At 67.9% G+C, this 19,674-nt stretch carries 23 protein-coding genes; 19 read left to right on the top strand and 4 right to left on the bottom strand.

The genetic code is table 11. The features are described 5' to 3' along the window. Positions 1 to 17: 17 nt before the first annotated feature. Positions 18 to 1,331, top strand: coding sequence for an aminotransferase class V-fold PLP-dependent enzyme (locus RDCOP1_RS16515; protein WP_072702650.1), 1,314 nt, complete (start codon positions 18 to 20; stop codon positions 1,329 to 1,331). Positions 1,332 to 1,525: 194 nt separating this feature from the next. Continuing rightward, on the top strand, positions 1,526 to 2,116 hold the full coding sequence (locus RDCOP1_RS16510) for an LLM class flavin-dependent oxidoreductase (protein ID WP_072702647.1): 591 nt from the start codon (positions 1,526 to 1,528) through the stop codon (positions 2,114 to 2,116). Positions 2,117 to 2,170: 54 nt separating this feature from the next. Here the strand turns inward: RDCOP1_RS16510 and RDCOP1_RS16505 are convergent, their stop codons facing one another. From RDCOP1_RS16505 to RDCOP1_RS16500, 3 genes are all read right to left on the bottom strand, one after another. Continuing rightward, complete coding sequence (locus RDCOP1_RS16505; RefSeq protein WP_072702644.1) at positions 2,171 to 2,689, bottom strand: winged helix-turn-helix domain-containing protein; 519 nt, start codon at positions 2,687 to 2,689, stop codon at positions 2,171 to 2,173. 95 nt (positions 2,690 to 2,784) lie between these two features. Further along, on the bottom strand, positions 2,785 to 2,853 hold the full coding sequence (locus RDCOP1_RS22035; RefSeq protein ID WP_358474337.1) for a putative leader peptide: 69 nt from the start codon (positions 2,851 to 2,853) through the stop codon (positions 2,785 to 2,787). Between the two features lie 52 nt (positions 2,854 to 2,905). Continuing rightward, entirely contained in the window at positions 2,906 to 3,379 is a 474-nt protein-coding gene (locus RDCOP1_RS16500) for a YbaK/EbsC family protein (RefSeq protein ID WP_072702641.1), read from the bottom strand. Positions 3,380 to 3,481: 102 nt separating this feature from the next. Between RDCOP1_RS16500 and RDCOP1_RS16495 the strand changes: the two genes are divergently transcribed. Further along, entirely contained in the window at positions 3,482 to 4,312 is an 831-nt protein-coding gene (locus RDCOP1_RS16495) for a crotonase/enoyl-CoA hydratase family protein (RefSeq protein ID WP_072702638.1), read from the top strand. A gap of 161 nt (positions 4,313 to 4,473) precedes the next feature. Here RDCOP1_RS16495 and RDCOP1_RS16490 read toward each other — a convergent pair whose 3' ends face one another. Next, complete coding sequence (locus tag RDCOP1_RS16490; RefSeq protein ID WP_072702635.1) at positions 4,474 to 4,965, bottom strand: inorganic diphosphatase; 492 nt, start codon at positions 4,963 to 4,965, stop codon at positions 4,474 to 4,476. A 166-nt stretch (positions 4,966 to 5,131) separates the two neighbouring features. Between RDCOP1_RS16490 and dacB the strand changes: the two genes are divergently transcribed. From dacB to RDCOP1_RS16410, 16 genes are all read left to right on the top strand, one after another. Then, positions 5,132 to 6,535 (top strand): D-alanyl-D-alanine carboxypeptidase/D-alanyl-D-alanine endopeptidase, encoded by a 1,404-nt coding sequence (dacB, locus tag RDCOP1_RS16485; RefSeq protein ID WP_072702778.1) that lies wholly within the window; start codon positions 5,132 to 5,134, stop codon positions 6,533 to 6,535. Then, positions 6,532 to 7,563, top strand: a complete 1,032-nt coding sequence (locus RDCOP1_RS16480; RefSeq protein ID WP_072702775.1) for an Rv3626c family coenzyme F420 biosynthesis-associated protein — start codon at positions 6,532 to 6,534, stop codon at positions 7,561 to 7,563. Before dacB ends, RDCOP1_RS16480 begins: the two co-directional genes overlap by 4 nt. After that, positions 7,539 to 8,582 carry a tRNA lysidine(34) synthetase TilS gene (tilS, locus tag RDCOP1_RS16475; RefSeq protein ID WP_072702782.1) on the top strand — a complete coding sequence of 348 codons (1,044 nt, stop codon included), beginning with the start codon at positions 7,539 to 7,541 and terminating at the stop codon, positions 8,580 to 8,582. The genes RDCOP1_RS16480 and tilS overlap by 25 nt, the downstream gene beginning before the upstream one ends. Before the next feature lie 19 nt (positions 8,583 to 8,601). Beyond that, positions 8,602 to 9,156: a hypoxanthine phosphoribosyltransferase gene (gene hpt / locus RDCOP1_RS16470; RefSeq protein WP_072702632.1), complete on the top strand. Its 555-nt coding sequence runs from the start codon at positions 8,602 to 8,604 to the stop codon at positions 9,154 to 9,156. 258 nt (positions 9,157 to 9,414) lie between these two features. After that, complete coding sequence (gene ftsH, locus RDCOP1_RS16465; protein WP_072702629.1) at positions 9,415 to 11,874, top strand: ATP-dependent zinc metalloprotease FtsH; 2,460 nt, start codon at positions 9,415 to 9,417, stop codon at positions 11,872 to 11,874. A gap of 74 nt (positions 11,875 to 11,948) precedes the next feature. Beyond that, the gene (gene folE / locus RDCOP1_RS16460) at positions 11,949 to 12,566 is read left to right on the top strand and encodes a GTP cyclohydrolase I FolE (RefSeq protein ID WP_072702772.1); all 618 of its coding nucleotides are present in this window, start codon (positions 11,949 to 11,951) and stop codon (positions 12,564 to 12,566) included. 32 nt (positions 12,567 to 12,598) lie between these two features. Then, positions 12,599 to 13,420 (top strand): dihydropteroate synthase, encoded by an 822-nt coding sequence (gene folP / locus RDCOP1_RS16455; RefSeq protein ID WP_174555829.1) that lies wholly within the window; start codon positions 12,599 to 12,601, stop codon positions 13,418 to 13,420. Then, positions 13,417 to 13,785 carry a dihydroneopterin aldolase gene (gene folB, locus RDCOP1_RS16450; RefSeq protein ID WP_072702622.1) on the top strand — a complete coding sequence of 123 codons (369 nt, stop codon included), beginning with the start codon at positions 13,417 to 13,419 and terminating at the stop codon, positions 13,783 to 13,785. Before folP ends, folB begins: the two co-directional genes overlap by 4 nt. Beyond that, a complete protein-coding gene (gene folK / locus RDCOP1_RS16445; RefSeq protein ID WP_072702618.1) occupies positions 13,782 to 14,318 on the top strand; it encodes a 2-amino-4-hydroxy-6-hydroxymethyldihydropteridine diphosphokinase in 537 nt (178 codons plus the stop codon). Before folB ends, folK begins: the two co-directional genes overlap by 4 nt. Then, on the top strand, positions 14,318 to 14,791 hold the full coding sequence (locus RDCOP1_RS16440) for a DUF3180 domain-containing protein (RefSeq protein ID WP_072702615.1): 474 nt from the start codon (positions 14,318 to 14,320) through the stop codon (positions 14,789 to 14,791). The genes folK and RDCOP1_RS16440 overlap by 1 nt, the downstream gene beginning before the upstream one ends. Before the next feature lie 99 nt (positions 14,792 to 14,890). Then, complete coding sequence (locus tag RDCOP1_RS16435) at positions 14,891 to 15,727, top strand: DUF6779 domain-containing protein (RefSeq protein ID WP_174555824.1); 837 nt, start codon at positions 14,891 to 14,893, stop codon at positions 15,725 to 15,727. A 157-nt stretch (positions 15,728 to 15,884) separates the two neighbouring features. Then, a complete protein-coding gene (locus tag RDCOP1_RS16430) occupies positions 15,885 to 16,820 on the top strand; it encodes a Rossmann-like and DUF2520 domain-containing protein (RefSeq protein WP_072702609.1) in 936 nt (311 codons plus the stop codon). Next, entirely contained in the window at positions 16,813 to 17,751 is a 939-nt protein-coding gene (panC, locus tag RDCOP1_RS16425) for a pantoate--beta-alanine ligase (protein ID WP_072702605.1), read from the top strand. Before RDCOP1_RS16430 ends, panC begins: the two co-directional genes overlap by 8 nt. A gap of 37 nt (positions 17,752 to 17,788) precedes the next feature. After that, the gene (gene panD, locus RDCOP1_RS16420) at positions 17,789 to 18,226 is read left to right on the top strand and encodes an aspartate 1-decarboxylase (RefSeq protein ID WP_072702601.1); all 438 of its coding nucleotides are present in this window, start codon (positions 17,789 to 17,791) and stop codon (positions 18,224 to 18,226) included. A gap of 2 nt (positions 18,227 to 18,228) precedes the next feature. Continuing rightward, positions 18,229 to 19,059 carry a type III pantothenate kinase gene (locus tag RDCOP1_RS16415; protein WP_072702598.1) on the top strand — a complete coding sequence of 277 codons (831 nt, stop codon included), beginning with the start codon at positions 18,229 to 18,231 and terminating at the stop codon, positions 19,057 to 19,059. Positions 19,060 to 19,152: 93 nt separating this feature from the next. Further along, entirely contained in the window at positions 19,153 to 19,608 is a 456-nt protein-coding gene (locus RDCOP1_RS16410) for a rhodanese-like domain-containing protein (RefSeq protein WP_072702595.1), read from the top strand. Positions 19,609 to 19,674 lie beyond the last annotated feature (66 nt).

The following is a 19,674-nucleotide window of genomic DNA, read 5'->3' as shown; positions in this document are numbered from 1 at the left end:
ACGACGAGGGATTTGTCATGACTGCTGTATCGACCACCACCTGCATCGCGCCGTTCGCCCGTGTCTCCGGCTGTGACGTGCAGGTGCCGCTCGTGCAGGGCGGTAGCTGCACCTACGCCAACTTCGACTATGCGGCGAGCGCACCGGCACTGGCCACGGTCACGGACCGCATCGCCGAGTTGCTGCCCTACTACGCGAGCGTGCACCGCGGTGCGGGTTACGCGTCGCGGGTGAGCACCGCGAGCTACGAGGACGCGCGAGAGTCGGTGGCGCGCTTCGTCGGTGCCGATGCCGACCAGGTGGTCGTGTTCACCCGCAACACCACCGACTCCCTGAATCTGCTGGCGGGTGCGGTGCCCGGCGATGTCGTGGTCCTCGACATCGAGCATCACGCAACTCTGCTGCCGTGGAAGAACTCTCGTGTCGTCGTGGCCGCTGACACCATCTCGGAGACGGTGCGGCGCCTCGCTGCGGAGCTGATCCGGAAACCGGCGGCGCTGCTTGCCGTCACGGGTGCCTCGAACGTCACCGGTGAGGTGCTGCCGATCGGTGAACTCGCCGCCCTCGCTCATTCCTGCGGTGCACGGATCCTCGTCGACGGTGCGCAGTTGGTGCCGCATCGGCGTGTGGACCTCGCCGCCGACGGCATCGATTACCTAGCCTTCTCCGGTCACAAGCTCTATGCCCCGTTCGGCGCGGGGGTTCTGGTTGGCCGCCGCGACTGGCTGGACACCGCCGAGCCGTACCTGGCAGGTGGCGGAGCGGTACGCGAGGTGACCATCGACGGTGCCGAATGGGCCTGTGCTCCTGCGCGTCACGAGGCAGGCACCCCGAACGTGCTGGGTGTCGCGGCCCTGGCGGCAGCGTGCGACACCCTCGGAGGATTCGACACCGGCGCTGCGATCCGTCACGAGGAGGAGTTGTGCCGCCTGCTCGTCGACGGACTGAGCGGCCTCGAGGGAGTCGAGATCCTGAAACTCTGGGACGATGCGACCGATTGCGTCGGCATCGTGACCTTCACCGTCGCGGGATACGAACCCGGGGAGGTGGCGTCGTATCTCTCGGCGGAACACGGGATCGGTGTGCGCGACGGGCGTTTCTGCGCGCACCCGCTGCTCGCCCGCGTGGGGCGGCCGGGTGGAGCGGTACGTGCGTCGCTGGGGTTGGGTAGCTCGTCGGAGGACGTGGACCGGCTCATCGCTGCGCTGCAGACCCTGATCGCCGACGGGCCCTCATGGACACACGCGAAGGCGGACGGGGTGTGGAGCCCTTTGCCCGAGACCCGGACCGGACTCGCGCAGTCGGGAGAAGGTGCGTCGCAATGCATCTGACGACACAGGTGGCGGTCGACAATTCCCCACAAGATCGGTAGGGTGCTCGCCATGACCTCGGAGGCGACCACCGCGCACTGGTGCCGTCGGCATGTCGACCTGTGCCGGACAGCCTCCGGCATCTGTCCGGCCTGAGTTCTCTCCGCACGCTTTCTTCGGCTGCTGCCGCTTGCGGCTCATTACGAGAGGTCATCATGTCGTACAACGATTCTGTCCATTCGGATTCCGCGCAGCGGTTGCTGCGCGTTGCAGTCGAACTCTCCCGGCCGTCCGGGCCGGATTACTGGGCCGATCTCACCGTCGGCCACCCGGGCGAACCGCCCCTCGACCCTGCGGCACCGTCCGGCAACGTGATCCGGGTTCGTGCGACAGATCTGCGGGAGGCAGGGAAGGTTCGCGATCGACTCCGCTCCGAGGCCGCCGCAGAAGGCCGTGACCCCGAGTCCGTGACGGTGCTCGTCGATCTCGAGGTGCTGGTCGATCCCGATGCGCGTGCTGCGCGCAGGCACGCCCGGATCGAGAGTGCCGCCCGCCGGGAGCCGGGCACGCTGTCGTATGTGGGGACTCCCGAGGGGCTCGCGAGCCTCATCGCCGACATCCATTCCGTCGGGGTGGCCGACGGCGTCACGCTCGTGCCCGTACCCGCACCGTTTACCGTCGAGCATCTCGTCGACGGCACCCTCCCGTGGCTGGAAGCGCGAGGGCTTCTCACGATCTCACCGACCGTCGTGGAGGTGCTGCGCAGATTCGGCGAAGGAACACCCCCGGTCGCACGGGCGTCCTAGCGCGGGGAGGGAAAGACGAAGGGGCAGGAGAACTCTCCTGCCCCTTGGTCTTTGTCAGGCGCTCCGTCGATGGAGCAGTTCGACGACGTGAACGCGCGCATCGGGGTCGAACCGGTATCCGGACCCGCGCACGGTGGTGACGACGTTTCCGAATCGGCCTAGCTTCGAGCGGATACGCGAGACGTGCACGTCGACGGCCCGGTTGCCGCGTTCCGCATCGACGTAGCCGGCGCCGAGGGCGCGCAGCGTTGAGCGCGGCACCGCTGTGCCTGGACGGCCGACGAGATGCGCGAGAATCTCGAACTCGGTGTGGCTCAGCTCTACTCGGCTTCCGTCGAGTATCAGGCCGCGGGCGGGAAGGTCTACCACGAGTGGTGCGGGGCCGGAACTGAGGAGCGTATGGGTACGCGCACCGGGGAGAAGCCCGGTCGCTGTTTCGCGGAGGGCGTCGGCGAGAGCAGCGAGATCGCCGGGTTTGACGGCTCCGGTATCCGAAACCTGGACTATCAGAACAAGTTCCGGCTTGTCGGGCGGGAGGGCGTTGTCTGTGCGTTCGAGATGGTCGGTGGTCATCGAGGGAGCTCCGCTCGGAGAATGGGCGTGCCGGCGCCGCGGACACGACCGGTGACGGTCGTAGATGCCGGAAAGAAGGAGGGCTGGTGCGTATCTCAGTACGCACACAGACTCGAGCGGGTGCGGCACAGGTCGACGTGCCTGCGGCTCCACGCTTCGGTCATGAGTCGAAGTGTACCGCGCGGGGCGCACCGGACGGTGTCGGGACGACAGGTCTCAGTCCACATCCACGTCGACACCCGCCGTGATGCGAATCAATTCTCGATATGTCGTGCGGAACAATGTATTTGTGCAACCGCCCGCGGCCCACAATTCACCGTGGTCCTGAAGGGAACGGTCGATGTAGGTGGGCAGGTTGGTGGGATGGCCGAGCGGGGCGACGCCGCCGACAGGCTGCCCGGTGACCTCGACGACCAGTGACCGCGGAGCCGGCACGAGTGTTCCGCCGAGGCGCTCACCCGTTCGGTCGAGCGCCACGCGATGTGCCCCGGACACGAGCAGCAGGATCGGGTCGTCGTCGAGGAGGAACACCAGCGACTTCACGATGGCGGCCGGATCTGCGCCCACGGCCGCCGCGGCTTCTTCCGCGGTCCGCACGGAGTCGGGTTGCCGGACGATGAGTCCGTGGTGTCCGCGGGCGATGAGCGTGTCGGCTACACGGGCGACGTTCGGGTGCCAGAACCTGCTCATGGGTCAAGAGTAGGACCTGTCGGCGGGCCGCGAGTACACGAAACTCCCGGTTGTTCCGGGGCGGACGCTGTGCGCGCGGACGAAAGATATTACCCTCGAGTAATGACCGATCACACCAGCTGGAAAGCGTTCACCGTCGAGCGTAAGGACCACGTCGCCCAGGTCACGCTGATCGGGCCAGGCAAGGGCAACGCGATGGGCCCGGACTTCTGGTCCGAACTCCCCGTTCTGTTCGCCGAACTCGACGCCGACCCGGACGTACGAGCGGTGGTGCTCGCCGGTTCGGGCAAGCACTTCACCTTCGGTCTCGACCTCGTAGCGATGGGCGGTGACCTCGCGACCGTTCTCGAGGACGGGGCGCGCGCGAAGGCACGCACCGATTTCCACGAGATGGTCAAGCGGATGCAGGCTGCCATCACGGCCGTCGCCGACTGCCGCAAGCCCGTTGTCGCCGCGATCCAGGGGTGGTGCATCGGGGGCGGCGTCGACCTCATCACTGCCGCCGACATCCGCTACGCGAGCGCCGACGCCAAGTTCAGCGTCCGGGAAGTGAAGGTCGGCATGGTCGCGGACGTCGGGACGCTGGCGCGGTTGCCGTACATCATCGGCGACGGGCACGTTCGCGAACTCGCTCTCACCGGCAAGGACATCGACGCCGCCCGCGCCGAGAAGATCGGTCTGGTCAACGACGTGTTCACCGACGCCGAAGCAGTCCTCGCTGCCGCCCACGAGACCGCCGCCGAGATCGCCGCGAACCCGCCGCTGGTCGTCCACGGCATCAAGGACGTGCTCGACCACAGCCGCTCCCCACAGGTCGACGACAGCCTGCGTTACGTCGCAGCGTGGAACGCCGCGTTCCTGCCCTCCGAGGACCTCGGCGAGGCGATCAAGGCGATCTTCGAGAAGCGTCCGCCGCAGTTCAAGGGTCGGTAGCGACCGGCCGGTGGACACCGGCACACGGAAACGACGAACTCCCGGCCGATCCGAGGATCGACCGGGAGTTCGTGTCGTCACAGCCGAGCGCGGGACGGCGCCCGCTGGAACTCGGTTCCCGCAGGAACTCAGTGTCCCGGAGACTCAGTGCTCCCGGAGACTCAGTGCCCGCCGTTTGCCTTCAGGCGTGCGATGGAGGCGTGGACCTCGGTCTCGGCGTCGGCGCGGCCCGTCCAATCGGCAGCCTCGACATGCTTGCCCGGCTCGAGATCCTTGTAATGCACGAAGAAGTGCTTGATCGCGTCGAGTTCGAACTGCGGAACGTCGTCGATGTCCTGGATGTGATCCCACCGCGGGTCGCCCGCAGGAACCGCGAGGACCTTGTCGTCGCCACCGGCCTCGTCGACCATCTTGAACATGCCGACGGGGCGGGCCTCGACGATGACGCCGGGGAACACGGACTCGGGCAGCAGCACCAGGCAGTCGAGCGGATCACCGTCTTCGCCGAGGGTGTTCTCGATGTACCCGTAGTCGGCGGGGTACCCGAACGAGGTGTAGAGGTAGCGGTCGAGCTTGACGCGGCCGGTCTTGTGATCGACCTCGTACTTGTTCCGCTGTCCCTTGGGGATCTCGATGGTGACCTCGAACTCCACGCGTTGCCTCACTTCGTAGGTGTTTTCGCTCGCGATACGACATCCGTATCTGCGGTGATGGTCCGCAGAGAGGATAACGTTCGCGGCGCTAGGCTGGACGAAGCAGGTACCGGGACCACGAAGGCGGCCACCAGGGCGCGAGTGTGCACGACACATCGGAGGCGTGTTGGCGGGGCAGGACAACAACAAGAGGCAAGGTTCGTTGGTCGTACGTAGGCGCAGGAACGTCCGCATCCTGTTCGCCATATGGACTGCGGGTTTCCTCGCTCTCGTCGTCGGAGGGGCATTCGCCGTCTACGACGTACGCACCACTTCCAGCGCCACGATCGTCCCGGCCCCCGCGCCGGTCGTCGCGGATCCGCTGGTCGCGCCCGTGGCAGACGATGCTCCGGCACCGGTCCCCGCGGCTCTGGCCGCTGCGCTCGACGGTGCCGTGAAGAACCCGGCGCTCGGCACTTTCGGTGGCTCGGTCACCGACGCGGCGACCGGCACCGTCCTGTGGTCCCAGGACCCCGATCGCCCCATGACGCCGGCGTCGACGACGAAGATGCTCGTCACAGCAGCCGCATCCCTCCTCCTGCCCAGCGATCACCGCATCACCACGCGGGTGGTCGAGGGCTCGCGCCCCGGCGAGGTCGTCCTCGTCGCCGGTGGCGACCCGACGCTCACCGCACAGCCGGTGGGCGAAGACGGTTTCTACCCGGGTGGACCGCGTATCGCCGATCTCGCGCAACAGCTCCAGCGCAGCGGAGCCGCGGTCGATGCCGTGGTCGTCGACGTCGGGATCTACAGCGGACCGACCCTCGCCACCGGATGGGACCCCTCGGACGTGGGTGACGGGTTCGTCGCGCCCATCGAACCGGTGATGCTCGACGGCGGACGCCTGCAGCCGCTCGAAGACGAATCGCCTCGTTCGGCAACACCCGCGCTCGATGCCGGGCGGGCGCTCGCCGTGGCCCTCGGTGTCGATCCCGCGAACGTCACCATCGGGACCGCATCGCCGGGGACCGCACCGATGGCGTCGGTCCAGTCCGCACCGTTGCGGACTCGTCTGGAGCAGATGGTGCAGCGCTCCGACAACGTGCTCGCCGAAACCATCGGGCGCGAGGTAGCCATCTCGGCGGGCACCGCACCCACTTTCGCCGGAGCGGTCGAAACCGTCACCCGCACCTTGCAGGACGCCGGGATCGATACCACCGGTGTCACGCTCCAGGATCTGAGCGGCCTGTCCCTGGACAACCGCATCCCGGCGCGGGCGCTCGACTCGATCCTCGCCCGGGCCGCCGGTCCGGACGAGCCGGCACTGCGTCCGATGCTCGACTACCTGCCGGTCGCGGGTGCCACCGGCACCCTCAGCGACCGTTACGGCACCACTGCGAGAGCCGGAGCCGGGTGGGTGCGCGCGAAAACGGGCACACTGAGTCTTGTGAGTGGACTTTCGGGATACGTCGTGGACGTCGACGGGCGGGTGCTGACGTTCGCGCTGCTCTCCAACGACCGGTTCCCCGGTGAAGCACGGCCCGCGTTGGACGACATCGCAGCAGTACTTCGAGGATGCGGCTGCCGATGAGCGGGGAGGAGCGGGGCATCGGCGACGCGATCGACTGGGAGTTCGCGGCGGGCGTCGGTGCCCGGCTCAGCCGTCCCGGTCCCGCGATGTCGCGCTACACCCACGACGCCGTGACCGAGGAACTCTATGCCGCGGCCGAGCGCGCCGAAGGCCCGGTGCGCGAGCAGACCGGGATGGGTGACGGAACGGTGCCATCGCCGGCGCGCGTCGTCGACCGTCCCGACTGGGTGCGCGCCGCGGCCGGGTCGATGGCCGACCTCACCGGAGCCGACCGGACCGGGCGCTGGCTCGGGAAACCCGCAGGTGCGCAGGCAGGTGCGATGCTCGCGTATCTCGCCTCCGCGGTCCTCGGCCAGTACGACCCCTTCTCGCGCACGCTGCTGCTCGTCGCGCCGAACGTCGTGGCCGTCGAGCGCGCACTGAAGGTTCCGACCGCGGATTTCCGTTTGTGGGTGTGTCTGCACGAAGTCACCCACCGGATCCAGTTCGAACAGGCTCCGTGGATGGCCGACCTCATGCGCGACTCCACCGCCGACCTCACCGCAGCGGTGGACGAACCGATCGGTGAGGTCGTGAGCAGATTCGCCGCCGCGGCCCGCGAACTGCGCACTCCCGGCGACAAGCCGATGTCGCAACGCGGAATGGTCGGATTGCTGCGCGCCACCCAGGCGGAACCGCAACGTGAATCGCTCGACCGGATGCTCGCACTCGGCACACTGCTCGAAGGCCATGCCGATCACGTCATGGACGGGGTGGGACCGTCCGTGGTTCCGTCGGTCGCCCGGATCCGCCGTGCCTTCGACAGCCGGCGCCGTCGCAACGGCAATCCGCTCCACCGCATGATCCGGATCGTGCTCGGTGTCGACGCCAAGATGGCGCAGTACGTACACGGCAAGAAGTTCGTCGACGCGGTCGTCGCAAAGGTCGGCATGAACGAGTTCAACGCGGTGTGGTCCGGCCCCGACGCGCTCCCGACGCTCACCGAGATCGACCATCCCGACGCCTGGATCGCTCGGGTGCTGGGCTGACCGTGCCGCTCGACCCGCTGCTGCCCGAGACGCCCGCCATCCACGAGGTGCGGTTGGCCGTGCGCGCCTGGCTGTCGGCGCACGACGCGCGGAAGGTGTGCGTCGCGCTGTCGGGCGGTGCCGACTCCGCCGCCCTCACCGCCGCAGCTGTGGCCGAAGCCGACGAGGTACACGCGATAGTCGTCGATCATGGTCTGCAGGAAGGCTCCTCGGGCATCGCCGCCCGGGCCGCGGAGTTCGCGTATGCGCGCGGGTGCGTCGCCGCCCGCGTGGTCGCGGTGGAGGTGACCGGCCCTGGCGGACTCGAGGCCGCCGCTCGCGCCGCCCGGTACCGGGCTCTCGACGACGCGCGCGGCGAAATGCCGGTGCTTCTCGGCCACACCCTCGACGACCAGGCCGAGACCGTGCTGCTCGGCCTGGGGCGAGGATCGGGTCTGCGGTCCATCCGGGGAATGGCACCCTTCGACAACCCTTGGGGTAGACCGCTCCTCGGCGTGCGGCGCGAGACCACGCGACGCGCGTGCGACGAACTCGGCTACCGCCCCTACGAGGATCCGCACAACGCCGACCCGCGATTCACCCGCGTCCGTTTGCGGACCGAGGCCCTTCCGCTGCTCGAAGAGATCCTCGGCGGCGGAGTCGCCGCGGCGCTCGCGCGCACGGCCGCACAACTGCGGGACGACGGGGACGCACTCGATGCGGCTGCGGCCGACCTGCTCGACCGTGCCGCTGCCCCGCGCGATGCCACCGGCGAGAACGGCGTGGATGTGACGGTGCTCACCGATGCGCCGTCGGCGGTCCGCCGCCGCGCCGTTCGGCTGTGGCTCCTCGCGCGGGGTGCGTCTGCGCCGAACGACAAGTCGCTGCGCGCAATAGACGATCTGGTCGTGCGATGGCACGGGCAGGGTCCCGTCGCTGTGGGCAGAGGTCCTCGACCGGGGACCAGGTTGGTCGTGTTGCGGCGGCGTGGCAGGCTGAGTACGGAGTTCGTCGACCAGCAGCGGTGCGCGGACGACTGACGGAAGGTGGTAGGACCCGGTGTACGAAGGTGACATTGCCTCGGTGCTGATCTCCGAGGAGCAGATCGCAGAGCGGACGGCCGAACTGGCGGCATCGATCGCGGAGCGATACCCCGAGGGCGCCCCGGAAGGCGACCTGTTGCTCATCGGCGTGCTCAAAGGCGCGATCTTCTTCATGACCGACTTCGCCCGGGCGCTGCCGATCCCGGCCCAGATGGAATTCATGGCGGTCAGCTCGTACGGTTCCTCGACCTCGTCCTCGGGCGTGGTGCGCATCCTCAAAGACCTCGACAAGGACATCGCCGGCCGCAACGTCCTGATCGTCGAGGACATCATCGACTCGGGTCTGACCCTGTCCTGGCTCATCCGCAACCTGTCGACACGCAACCCGGCGTCGCTCGAGGTCGTGACCCTGCTGCGCAAGCCCGAGGCCCAGAAGATCGACGTCGAGGTCAAGGACGTCGGATTCGACATCCCCAACGAATTCGTCGTCGGGTACGGCCTCGATTACGACGAGCGGTACCGCGACCTGCCCTACATCGGCACGCTCCACCCGAAGGTCTACAGCAGCTAGTACCCGCGCGGTCCAAGCGCAGACGCCGCAGGATGCGCCGCCCGCAGCTCGCCGGGGGTGGGAACAAGGGACGCCCCCGGTTCGTTGTGTCTTCGAACGACCTGCTGCGACTCGGCGGTGGTTCGTCGTCACGCGGTAACCTTGCGGTGCCTGGTCGGTCACTGCTTGCGACGACGCGACCGCACCGGGTGTAGCGACCTCGACACGACATCTGATGACGTCACTATCGAAAGGACCGGCCGGCCGGGCCGAACCTGTATGAACCGCAAGACAGTGTTCCGTAATCTGGCGATTGTCGCCGGCATCCTGTTGGTCATCTACGCCTTCAGCTATTTCGGCGACGATACGCGCGGCTTCACGAAGGTGGACACGTCTGTCGCGATCTCCCAGCTCGAGGCGAAGAACGTCAGCGAGGCGCGCATCGACGACCGTGAGCAGCAGCTTCGTCTGTGGCTCAACAACGGCGACGACGCGACCGAGGGCAGCACCGAGATCATCGCGAAGTACCCGGCGTCGGCGTCGGAGCAGATCTTCGACCTGGTCGGTGACTCCGGCGTTCCGAAGTACAACACGCAGGTCACCCAGGAGAGCTGGCTCACCTCGATCCTGCTGTTCCTGGTGCCGATGGCTATCCTGCTCGTGGTCTTCTTCCTCGTCATGAGCCGCATGCAGGGCGGTGGTCGCGGCGGCATGATGGGCTTCGGCAAGTCCCGTGCCAAGCAGCTGACCAAGGACATGCCGAAGACGACCTTCAACGACGTCGCCGGTGCGAACGAGGCGGTCGAAGAGCTCTACGAGATCAAGGACTTCCTGCAGAACCCGAGCCGCTACCAGGCCCTCGGCGCCAAGATTCCCAAGGGCGTCCTGTTGTACGGCCCTCCCGGCACCGGTAAGACCCTGCTCGCGCGTGCGGTCGCGGGCGAAGCCGGAGTTCCGTTCTTCACGATTTCCGGTTCGGACTTCGTCGAGATGTTCGTCGGCGTCGGCGCGTCGCGTGTGCGCGACCTGTTCGAGCAGGCCAAGCAGAACGCACCCTGCATCATCTTCGTCGACGAGATCGACGCCGTCGGCCGGCAGCGTGGTGCGGGTCTCGGCGGTGGTCACGACGAGCGTGAACAGACCCTCAATCAGCTCCTTGTGGAGATGGACGGGTTCGGCGACCGTTCCGGCATCATCGTCATGGCCGCCACCAACCGGCCCGACATCCTCGACCCCGCGTTGCTCCGGCCGGGACGTTTCGACCGCCAGATCCCGGTGAGCAATCCCGATCTCGCAGGTCGCCGCGCAATTCTCGCGGTGCATTCCAAGGGGAAGCCGATCGACCCGAACGCCGATCTCAGCGGCCTCGCGAAGCGCACCGTGGGTATGTCCGGTGCCGACCTGGCGAATGTCGTGAACGAGGCGGCACTGCTCACCGCCCGCGAGAACGGCACGGTCATCACCGAGGCGACCCTCGAAGAGGCCGTCGACCGGGTGATCGGTGGGCCGCGCCGCAAGAGCCGCATCATCAGCGAATACGAGAAGAAGATCACCGCCTATCACGAGGGCGGTCACACGCTCGCCGCGTGGGCGATGCCCGACATCGAGCCGGTGTACAAGGTCACCATCCTGGCGCGCGGTCGCACGGGCGGACACGCGATGACCGTGCCGGAAGACGACAAGGGCCTGATGACGCGATCCGAGATGATCGCGCGCCTGGTCATGGCGATGGGTGGCCGCGCCGCGGAGGAGCTGATCTTCCGCGAGCCCACCACCGGTGCCTCCTCGGACATCGATCAGGCGACGAAGATCGCGCGTGCGATGGTCACCGAGTACGGCATGAGCGCGAAGCTCGGTGCCGTGCACTACGGCAAGGAACAGGGCGACCCGTTCCTCGGCCGGTCGATGGGGACGCAGACCGAGTACTCGCACGAGGTGGCGCGGGAGATCGACGAAGAGGTCCGCAACCTCATCGAGGCTGCGCACACCGAGGCGTGGTCGATCCTCAACGAGTACCGCGACGCACTCGACGTGCTCGCCGGGGAGTTGCTCGAGCACGAGACGCTCACCCGTAAGGACCTCGAGCGGATTCTGGCCGATGTCCAGAAGCGCCCGCGCATCACCACGTTCAACGATTTCGGTGATCGTGTGCCCTCCGACAAGCCGCCGATCAAGACTCCGCGCGAGCTCGCGGAAGAGCGCGGCGAGCCGTGGCCTGCCGAGCCGCCGAGCTTGACGAAGTCGCCGCAGCAGCCGCATCCGCAGCACTCCGCGCCTCCCAACGGCGGGCCGTCGCACGGCGACGACCGCCGGCCCGGCGAGCAGCAGCCGCAGTACCCGGGCGCGCAGCCGCAGTACCCCGGTGCTCCGCAGCAGGAGCAGCCGCGCTACCCCGGAGACCAGCCGGCGCAGCCGCAGTACCAGCCGTCTGCTCCCGCGAACGGCTACGGCGCTCCCCAGCCGATCCCGTCGTCCGAGCCGCTGCCCGGCTTCCCGCCGGCGCCGTATCCGGGCGGACCTCGGCACGCGACCCGGCCCGACTACGGTGCTCCTGCAGGATGGTCGGCACCGGGCTGGCCGCCGGAGGAGCAGCAGGACGAGCGCGGGACCTTCCGGGGCGGTTACCCCGATTGGACCCGAACGGGTTCCGACAACCCCGATGAACAACGGGACGAGGGGCAGCCCGCCCCCGAACCGCCACCCACCCAGCCGTGGGACGGGCCGTCCGGCCAGCGTTGAGACGACGAGCAACTTCAAGAGTGGAGGACTGGCGGGTGTCGGTTGATCACGTGAGTACCGCAACGGGTTCCGGTATGGACGACGACGACGTGGTGTCGCAGACGCTGAGCGTAGAGGCGGGCCGGGTCTTCGATCAGGCCCGTGCCGAGGCAGCCGTGCGGGAACTGCTGATCGCAGTCGGTGAGGATCCCGAACGGGAAGGACTTCGCGACACCCCGGCGCGGGTCGCGCGGGCATACCGCGAGGTTTTCGCGGGCTTGTTCACCAACCCCGACGAGGTTCTCAACACGACCTTCGACGAGGGGCACCGGGAACTCGTGCTGGTGCGCGACATTCCGATGTACTCGACGTGCGAGCACCACCTGGTCTCTTTCCACGGTGTCGCTCACGTCGGCTACATCCCCGGCCCGACCGGTCGCGTCACCGGCCTGTCCAAGCTCGCGCGCGTCGTCGACCTCTACGCGAAGCGCCCGCAGGTGCAGGAGCGGCTCACCAGCCAGATCGCCGACGCGCTGGTGCGCAAGCTCGAGCCGCGCGGCGTGATCGTGGTCGTCGAGGCAGAACACCTTTGCATGGCGATGCGGGGAATCCGGAAACCGGGAGCCAGCACGACCACCTCGGCCGTGCGGGGCCTGCTCCAGACCAGTTCGGCGTCGCGCGCCGAGGCCCTGGACCTCATCCTGCGCCGGTGAGTGTCATCCCGGCCGAACAGCGGCCCATCGTCATGGGCGTCCTCAACGTCACCAGCGATTCGTTCTCGGACGGGGGACGCTATCTCGATCGTGACTCCGCCATCGCCCGGGGACTCGAACTGCGTGAGCTCGGCGTCGACATCGTCGACGTCGGCGGCGAATCGACGCGTCCCGGCGCGGCCCGGATCGACCCGGCGGTCGAGGCGGATCGGGTCACACCGGTCATCGAGGCTCTCGCCGCCGAAGGGATTCGCACGAGCGTCGACACGATGCGCGCATCGGTGGCGGAGGCCGCGGTCGCTGCGGGTGTGACGATCGTCAACGACGTCTCCGGTGGCCGCGCCGACAGCGACATGGCGTCGGTGGTCGCATCGGCCGGCGTGCCGTGGATCCTCATGCACTGGCGGCCGACCGACGGATTCGTCCACGCAGGCGGCTCGTCGCACTACGACGACGTGGTCACCGAGGTGCGCGACGAACTGCTCACCCAGGTCGATGTCGCAGTCGCCGCAGGTGTCGAGCCGTCGAAGATCATCCTTGATCCGGGGCTCGGGTTCGTGAAGGAACCGGACCACAACTGGCAGTTGCTGCACGGCCTGCCGGAGCTAAACGCGCTCGGATTCCCGGTGCTTATCGGGGCATCCCGCAAACGTTTCCTCGGATCCCTCCTCGCGGCTCCCGACGGCTCCGTGCGTCCGCCCGCGGGCCGGGAGGTCGCGACGGCCGTGGTGTCGGCGCTCGCCGCCACCCACGGCGCGTGGGGTGTGCGTGTGCACGATGTACAGGCGTCGCGCGACGCGCTGGCGGTCGTTCGGGCATGGCAGCACGGCGGGGCGGAGAGGATGCACGTATGAGTGACCGGATCGAACTGCGCGGACTACGGGTCCGCGGGAACCACGGCGTGTTCGACCACGAGAAGCGTGACGGACAGGATTTCCTCGTCGACATCGTCGCCTGGCTCGATCTGGCGCCGGCCGCGGCGAGCGACGACCTGAACGACACCCTGCACTACGGCGAGCTCGCCGAGCGCGCGGCCGCCGTCATCGCGGGACCGGGCCGGGACCTCATCGAGACGGTGGCCGGGGAGATCGCAGACGGTGTTCTCGCCGACCCACGGGTGTCGCGAGTCGAGGTCACCCTCCACAAGCCGTCGGCGCCGATTCCGCTGACGTTCTCGGATGTCGCCGTCGTGGTCGATCGGACCCGGAGCGCGTCGTGAGCCGGGCCGTGTTGTCGATCGGTTCCAACGTCGGCGACCGCGTCGCGCATCTGCGTTCGGTGGTCGACGCGCTCGGGCCGCGCGTCGTCGCCGTCTCTGCGGTGTATTCGACGGCGCCCTGGGGTGGGGTGGAACAGCAGGATTTCCTCAACGCGGTGATCGTCGCGGAAGACGTGGCGTTCGGGCCGTACGACTGGTTGCGGTTCGGCCGGGAACTCGAGGCGGCAGCCGAACGGGTGCGTCTCGAGCGGTGGGGCCCGCGAAGTCTCGACGTGGACGTCGTCTCGTGCGATACCGGTGACGGGGAGCTTCTCAGCGAGGATCCCGAGTTGACGTTGCCGCATCCGCGAGCACACCAGCGGGCGTTCGTGCTCGTGCCGTGGCTCGACGTGGAACCCGACGCGATACTCACCGCAGAGGGGGAGACGCGACGGATCGCCGACTGGCTCGCGGGACTCGACGCGGCAGAGCGCGACGGCGTGCACCGCACGGAGTCGGACTTGACTGTCGCCGGTGCGAGGGAGCACGAGTGATGAAACCGACCCGGGTTCGCGACCTGCTGGCGCTGGCATTGCTGGCGGCGGTGATCACCTGGCTGCTGGTGCGCACGTTGTACGGCTCGCTGCCGGCTATCCCGGTGTACGCCGGCGCGTCGCTGTACGTGGCGGCGGTGATCGAGGCGATCCTCGCGTTCGTCATCCGTTCGCGGGTCGGCAAGGACGAGATCGGTGAGGGGCCGGGCCGGATCCACCCGATCACGGTCGCGCGCTCGGTCGCGCTCGCGAAGGCGTCGGCTCTCGTCGGCGCGGCCAGTACAGGCGTATGGATCGGGTTCCTCGTCTACCTGCTTCCGGAGCGAGCCCAGATCCGGGCCGCAGTGGAAGACACCTCCGGAGCGGTCGTCGGGGCTGTTGCCGGTGTGGCTCTTGTGGCTGCTGCGCTGTGGCTCGAATACTGTTGCAAGGCACCGGAGGACCCCGAAGATCCCGGAGAACCCGCGGCCTGAGCGGGGCTACGGAAGGACCGGCCGTGCGGCCGAACGGGTTTCGTTCGGAGAGGTGGGGCTTTGCCCGTCCTACCTGGGAAGACACGTACCCTGATAAGTATGGTTTCCCCGGGACGAGAGAACAGAAATCGTCGCCCGTGGCGCAGTACCGGGTCGATGATCGTGGCCGGTCTGCTCGCATTGGCCATGATCGCGTCCTTGCTGTTGGTCATCAGTGACAGCGTGCAGGTATTGCGCATCGCGGTGGTCGTGGCGCTGTGGGCGGCTACCGTCGGAGCGATCGCAATGACCAAGTACCGCCGCGAGTCGGCGCTCGACAGAGCCAAGGTCGAGGACCTCAAGACGGTCTACGATCTCCAACTCGAACGCGAGATCTCCGCGCGCCGCGAATACGAATTGACGGTCGAGGAACGGGTCCGGTCCGATCTCCGCATCGACGCGGAAGAAATGGCAGCCCTGCGCCGTGACCTCGCGGCACTTCGCCACAATCTCGAGGTGCTGTTCGACGGTCGTCTTCCCGACGACAACGTGGCCCTCGACGGGCAGACCGAACGCAGGCGCGAACTCGACGCCACGACCCGCGTCACCGCGCCGCGGCCGTCGGGTCCGGCATTCGCCTCGCCCGACGACGAACCGTTGACCGCGGAAACGACGACGGTCTCACCGGAGGAGCACATCGACACCCGTGGTGCTCGTGCGGCCGAGACCGGTCCTTCCCGACCGCGTCCTTCCGAACCGCGCACTTTCGGGCCCCCTCCGGAACGCGGTGCTCCCGAAACGCCCGCAGCCGAAGGCTCGGCCGCCGATTCGCGCCCGACCGACGTCCCGACTGCCGAGCCCCCGACGGGTCGGCGCGGCCGCCGCCGGGCGGAAGGCGCCCACTCGGAAGGCCGGAGCGTCGCGGAAATCCTCGCCGCTCTCTCTTCCGAACGCTGATCCTCTTCGTCACGCGGTCCAGCCGTATCGGCTGCTCGGGGGCGGGTGAGGCACAGATCACTCTCCTCCGTCGTGGCGGGCGCAGAACGCAGCGCGCTATTGTCGGTCGAACGTCCGGTACCCGCAGAGCGGGACTGGAACGAATGAGAGGACTCCCGTGAATTCCTTCGGGATCACAAATGCGCCTGCGCCTGCCCGGTTGTCGGTCGGAATTGTTTCCGCAGGTCGCGTGGGCACCGCGCTGGGTGCGGCGCTCGAACGTGTGGGCCATGTCGTCGTCGCCTGTTCGGCGGTGTCCGACGTCTCGAAGCATCGCGCGAGCATCCGCCTGCCGGACTCGGAGATCCTGCCGGTCGACGAGGTCGCCGGCCGCTGCAATCTGCTTGTCCTCGCTGTTCCCGATTCGGAACTCGAATCGCTCGTCGACGGGCTCGCCACGACCGGGGCGGTCAAGCCCGGCACCATCGTCCTTCACGTATCCGGTGCACACGGCATCGGCATTCTCGCTCCGCTCGCCGAACTGGGTGCGGTGCCGCTCGCAGTCCACCCCGCCATGACGTTCACCGGACACGACGAGGACACCTCACGTCTGGCGTCCACATGCTTCGGAATCACCGCGGCCGACGAGATCGGCTACGCCATCGCACAGGCGCTCGTCCTCGAGATCGGTGGCGAACCGGTGCGCGTCTCCGAGCAGATGCGCCCGCTCTACCATGCGGCGCTCGCCCACGGCAGCAACCATCTGGTCACACTGGTCGCCGACGCTGTCGAAGCGTTACGGGTCGCGCTCGCGGGCGAGGAACTGCTCGGGCAGCAACTCGTCGACGGTGACCCCGGTGGGGTCGCCGAACGGGTCCTTCAACCGCTGCTCACCGCTGCCCTGGACAACGTGTTGCGGCGGGGACCCGCCGCACTCACCGGTCCGGTTGCGCGCGGAGATGCGGAGACGGTGGCCAAGCACCTCCAGGTGCTCGAGGACGCCGATCCGCAGATTGCGGCGGGTTATCGCGCTTTGTCGCTGCGATCTGCGCAGCGAACCGGTTCGAAGCCGGAACTTATGGAAATTCTCGAAAGGGCTGATCACGGTGAGTGAAGCGCGACAGGGCGGTTACGTGCGTGGAGAGACCACCGTGCACCACGAACCCGCGGAACTGCGAAAGGTCACCAGGGCCCTGCGCAGTGTCGGCCGGACGGTGGCACTCGTACCGACGATGGGTGCCTTGCACTCCGGGCACCTGGAACTGGTGAAGCAAGCGAAGCTGACGGGCGCGGTCGTCGTCGTATCGATTTTCGTCAATCCGCTGCAGTTCGGTCCCGGCGAGGACCTCGACGCCTACCCCCGCACGCTCGACGCTGATCTCGAGCTGCTCCGCGATGCCGGTGTGGAACTGGTGTTCGCGCCGTCGGCTGCGGCGATGTACCCGAACGGACCGCGGACCACGATCCACCCCGGCCCGCTCGGTTCGGAACTCGAGGGCGCTGTGCGGCCGGGCCACTTCGCCGGCATGTTGACGGTGGTCGCGAAACTGCTGCAGATCGTGGCCCCCAACTCCGCATACTTCGGGGAGAAGGACTACCAGCAGCTGGCGTTGATCCGGCAGATGGTGTCCGACCTGAACTTCGATGTCCGCATCCTGGGTGTGCCCACCGTCCGGGAAGCCGACGGGCTCGCCATGTCCTCCCGCAACCGCTACCTCTCCGAGGCGCAGCGCGAGGTGGCCACCACGCTGTCGGCAGCGCTGGTCGCCGGAGCGCACGCGGCCGCCGGCGGCCCGGACGCCATCCTGGCGGCAGCCCGTGACGTGCTCGCCTCCGCTCCCGAGATCGAGGTGGACTACCTCGAGGTGCGTGGCGCCGACCTCGGGCCCGCGCCCGAACGAGGTGACGGCCGGTTGCTCGTCGCCGCACGACTCGGTACCACTCGCCTGATCGACAATGTCGGGGTCGCCGTGGGTACCGGATTTCTCGAACGCGCGGTCGGACAGGTGGATCCGACCGTCGCGGACGACCTGTTGACCCGCTGACCGAGTTCGCGAAACGAGAAGGAAACCGAGGACGAACATGTTCCGCACCATGATGAAGTCGAAGATCCACCGCGCCACGGTGACCCACGCGGACCTGCACTACGTCGGTTCAGTGACCGTCGATCAGGATCTGATGGACGCCGCCGATCTGCTCGAGGGCGAGCAGGTGTGCATCGTCGACATCGACAACGGCAACCGCCTCGAGACCTACGTCATCGCCGGTGAACGCGGCTCGGGCGTGATCGGAATCAACGGCGCCGCTGCACGTCTCGTCAGCCCCGGCGACCTCGTCATCCTCATCGCCTACGGCGTGATGAACGAGCAGGAATGCAAGGACTACAGCCCGGCCGTCGTGTTCGTCGACGCCGACAACCGTCCCGTCGAACTGGGTAACGATCCGGCGCACGCACCCGAGGGATCCGGTCTCATCACTCCCCGGATGCTGTCCACACTCGACGCACCGTCCCTGGTGTAGACATGCTCCTCGCCGTCGACGTCCGGAACACCAACATCGTTCTGGGCGTCTTCACGGGAAGCGGGACACATTCGAAGTTGGTATGCGACCGTCGCGTTCGCACGGACCCGCGGATGACGGCCGACGAACTGGCGCTACTGTTCCGGGGCTTGCTCGGAGACGACGTCGACCGCATCACCGGCGTGGCCGCGTTGTCCACCGTGCCGTCGGTGCTGCGTGAGCTGAGGATCATGCTCGGACGGTACTGGTCGCAGGTACCGCACGTGGTCGTCGAACCCGGCGTCCGGACGGGGGTGCCGCTGCTCGTCGACAACCCCAAGGAGGTCGGGGCCGACCGCATCGTCAACAGCCTTGCGGCCCACCACTTCTACGGATCGCCCTGCGTCATCGTGGACTTCGGCACCTCGACGTGTGTCGACGTGGTGTCCGCCAAGGGGGAGTTCCTCGGCGGGGCTATCGCCCCCGGCGTCGAAATCGCGATGGACGCATTGGCGTCGCATTCGGCGGCGCTCCGGAAGGTCGAGTTGGTCAGGCCCCGCGGCGTTCTCGGTAAGAACACCGTCGAATGCATGCAGTCCGGTGCCGTCTTCGGTTTCGCCGGCATGGTCGACGGTCTGGTGCGGCGGGTCTGCGCGGAAGTGCCCGGATTCGGAGCCGACGACGTCGCGGTGATCGGCACGGGCGACAGCGCGCCGCTGATCATGCCCGAATCACGCACTCTCGAGCACCACGAACCCGATCTCACCCTCGAGGGCCTGCGCCTCGTCTTCGAGCGGAACCAGGTGAGACGCGCTACGCGCGCCCCGGGTTCCGCAGGGCGCGGTTCTGTGTAAAGATGCTTCCGTGATCCGTTGCATGAGCGCCCAGGAGTGTTGTCGAGGCTGACGCCTGCCTCGACTGTCGACACTTTTCCTGGGAGATCTCTCATGCGCGCTGCGCTGCTCGATTCTGTTTCTGCATCTGTTTCTTCTGCTCCGGTCGCTGTGTACCTGCCGGCCGTCGAGCGCACCTACCCGAGCGAACTCGCCGCGGCGGTCGCCCGCGGTGCCGTCGTCGTCGACATCCGCGAGAGCGGTGAACGAGCCGTGCAGGGCACATTGCCCGGCGCACTGGCGATCGGTGCCGAGCTTCTGCCCGCGCGCCTCGACCCCACTCATCCGGGGCGACTCGCGCTGGCCACCGACCGCGACAGGGAGTGGATCCTCGTGTCCGCCCGCGGCGCCGAAACCCGCCGCGTCGTCCTCGACCTGCGTCGACGCGGGCTGCGGAGGGTGACGATGCTCGTGGGTGGTTATGCCGCGATCCGGTCCGCGGATCTCGTCGGCGCGGTCACCGCGGCGCAGCACGTCGCCGAGGACGTGGCGCGCGTCACCGCGCACTGATCTGACCGCGCGAACTCCGGTAGCTGGGGAATATCGGGCCTGGGCTTTCCGATAGTCTGATTACCC

It is taken from the genome of Rhodococcus coprophilus NBRC 100603, assembly GCF_001895045.1.
GTDB lineage: Bacteria > Actinomycetota > Actinomycetes > Mycobacteriales > Mycobacteriaceae > Rhodococcus > Rhodococcus coprophilus.
Note: the sequence above shows the minus strand (reverse complement) of the source record. Positions and strands in the feature narration are given on the sequence as shown.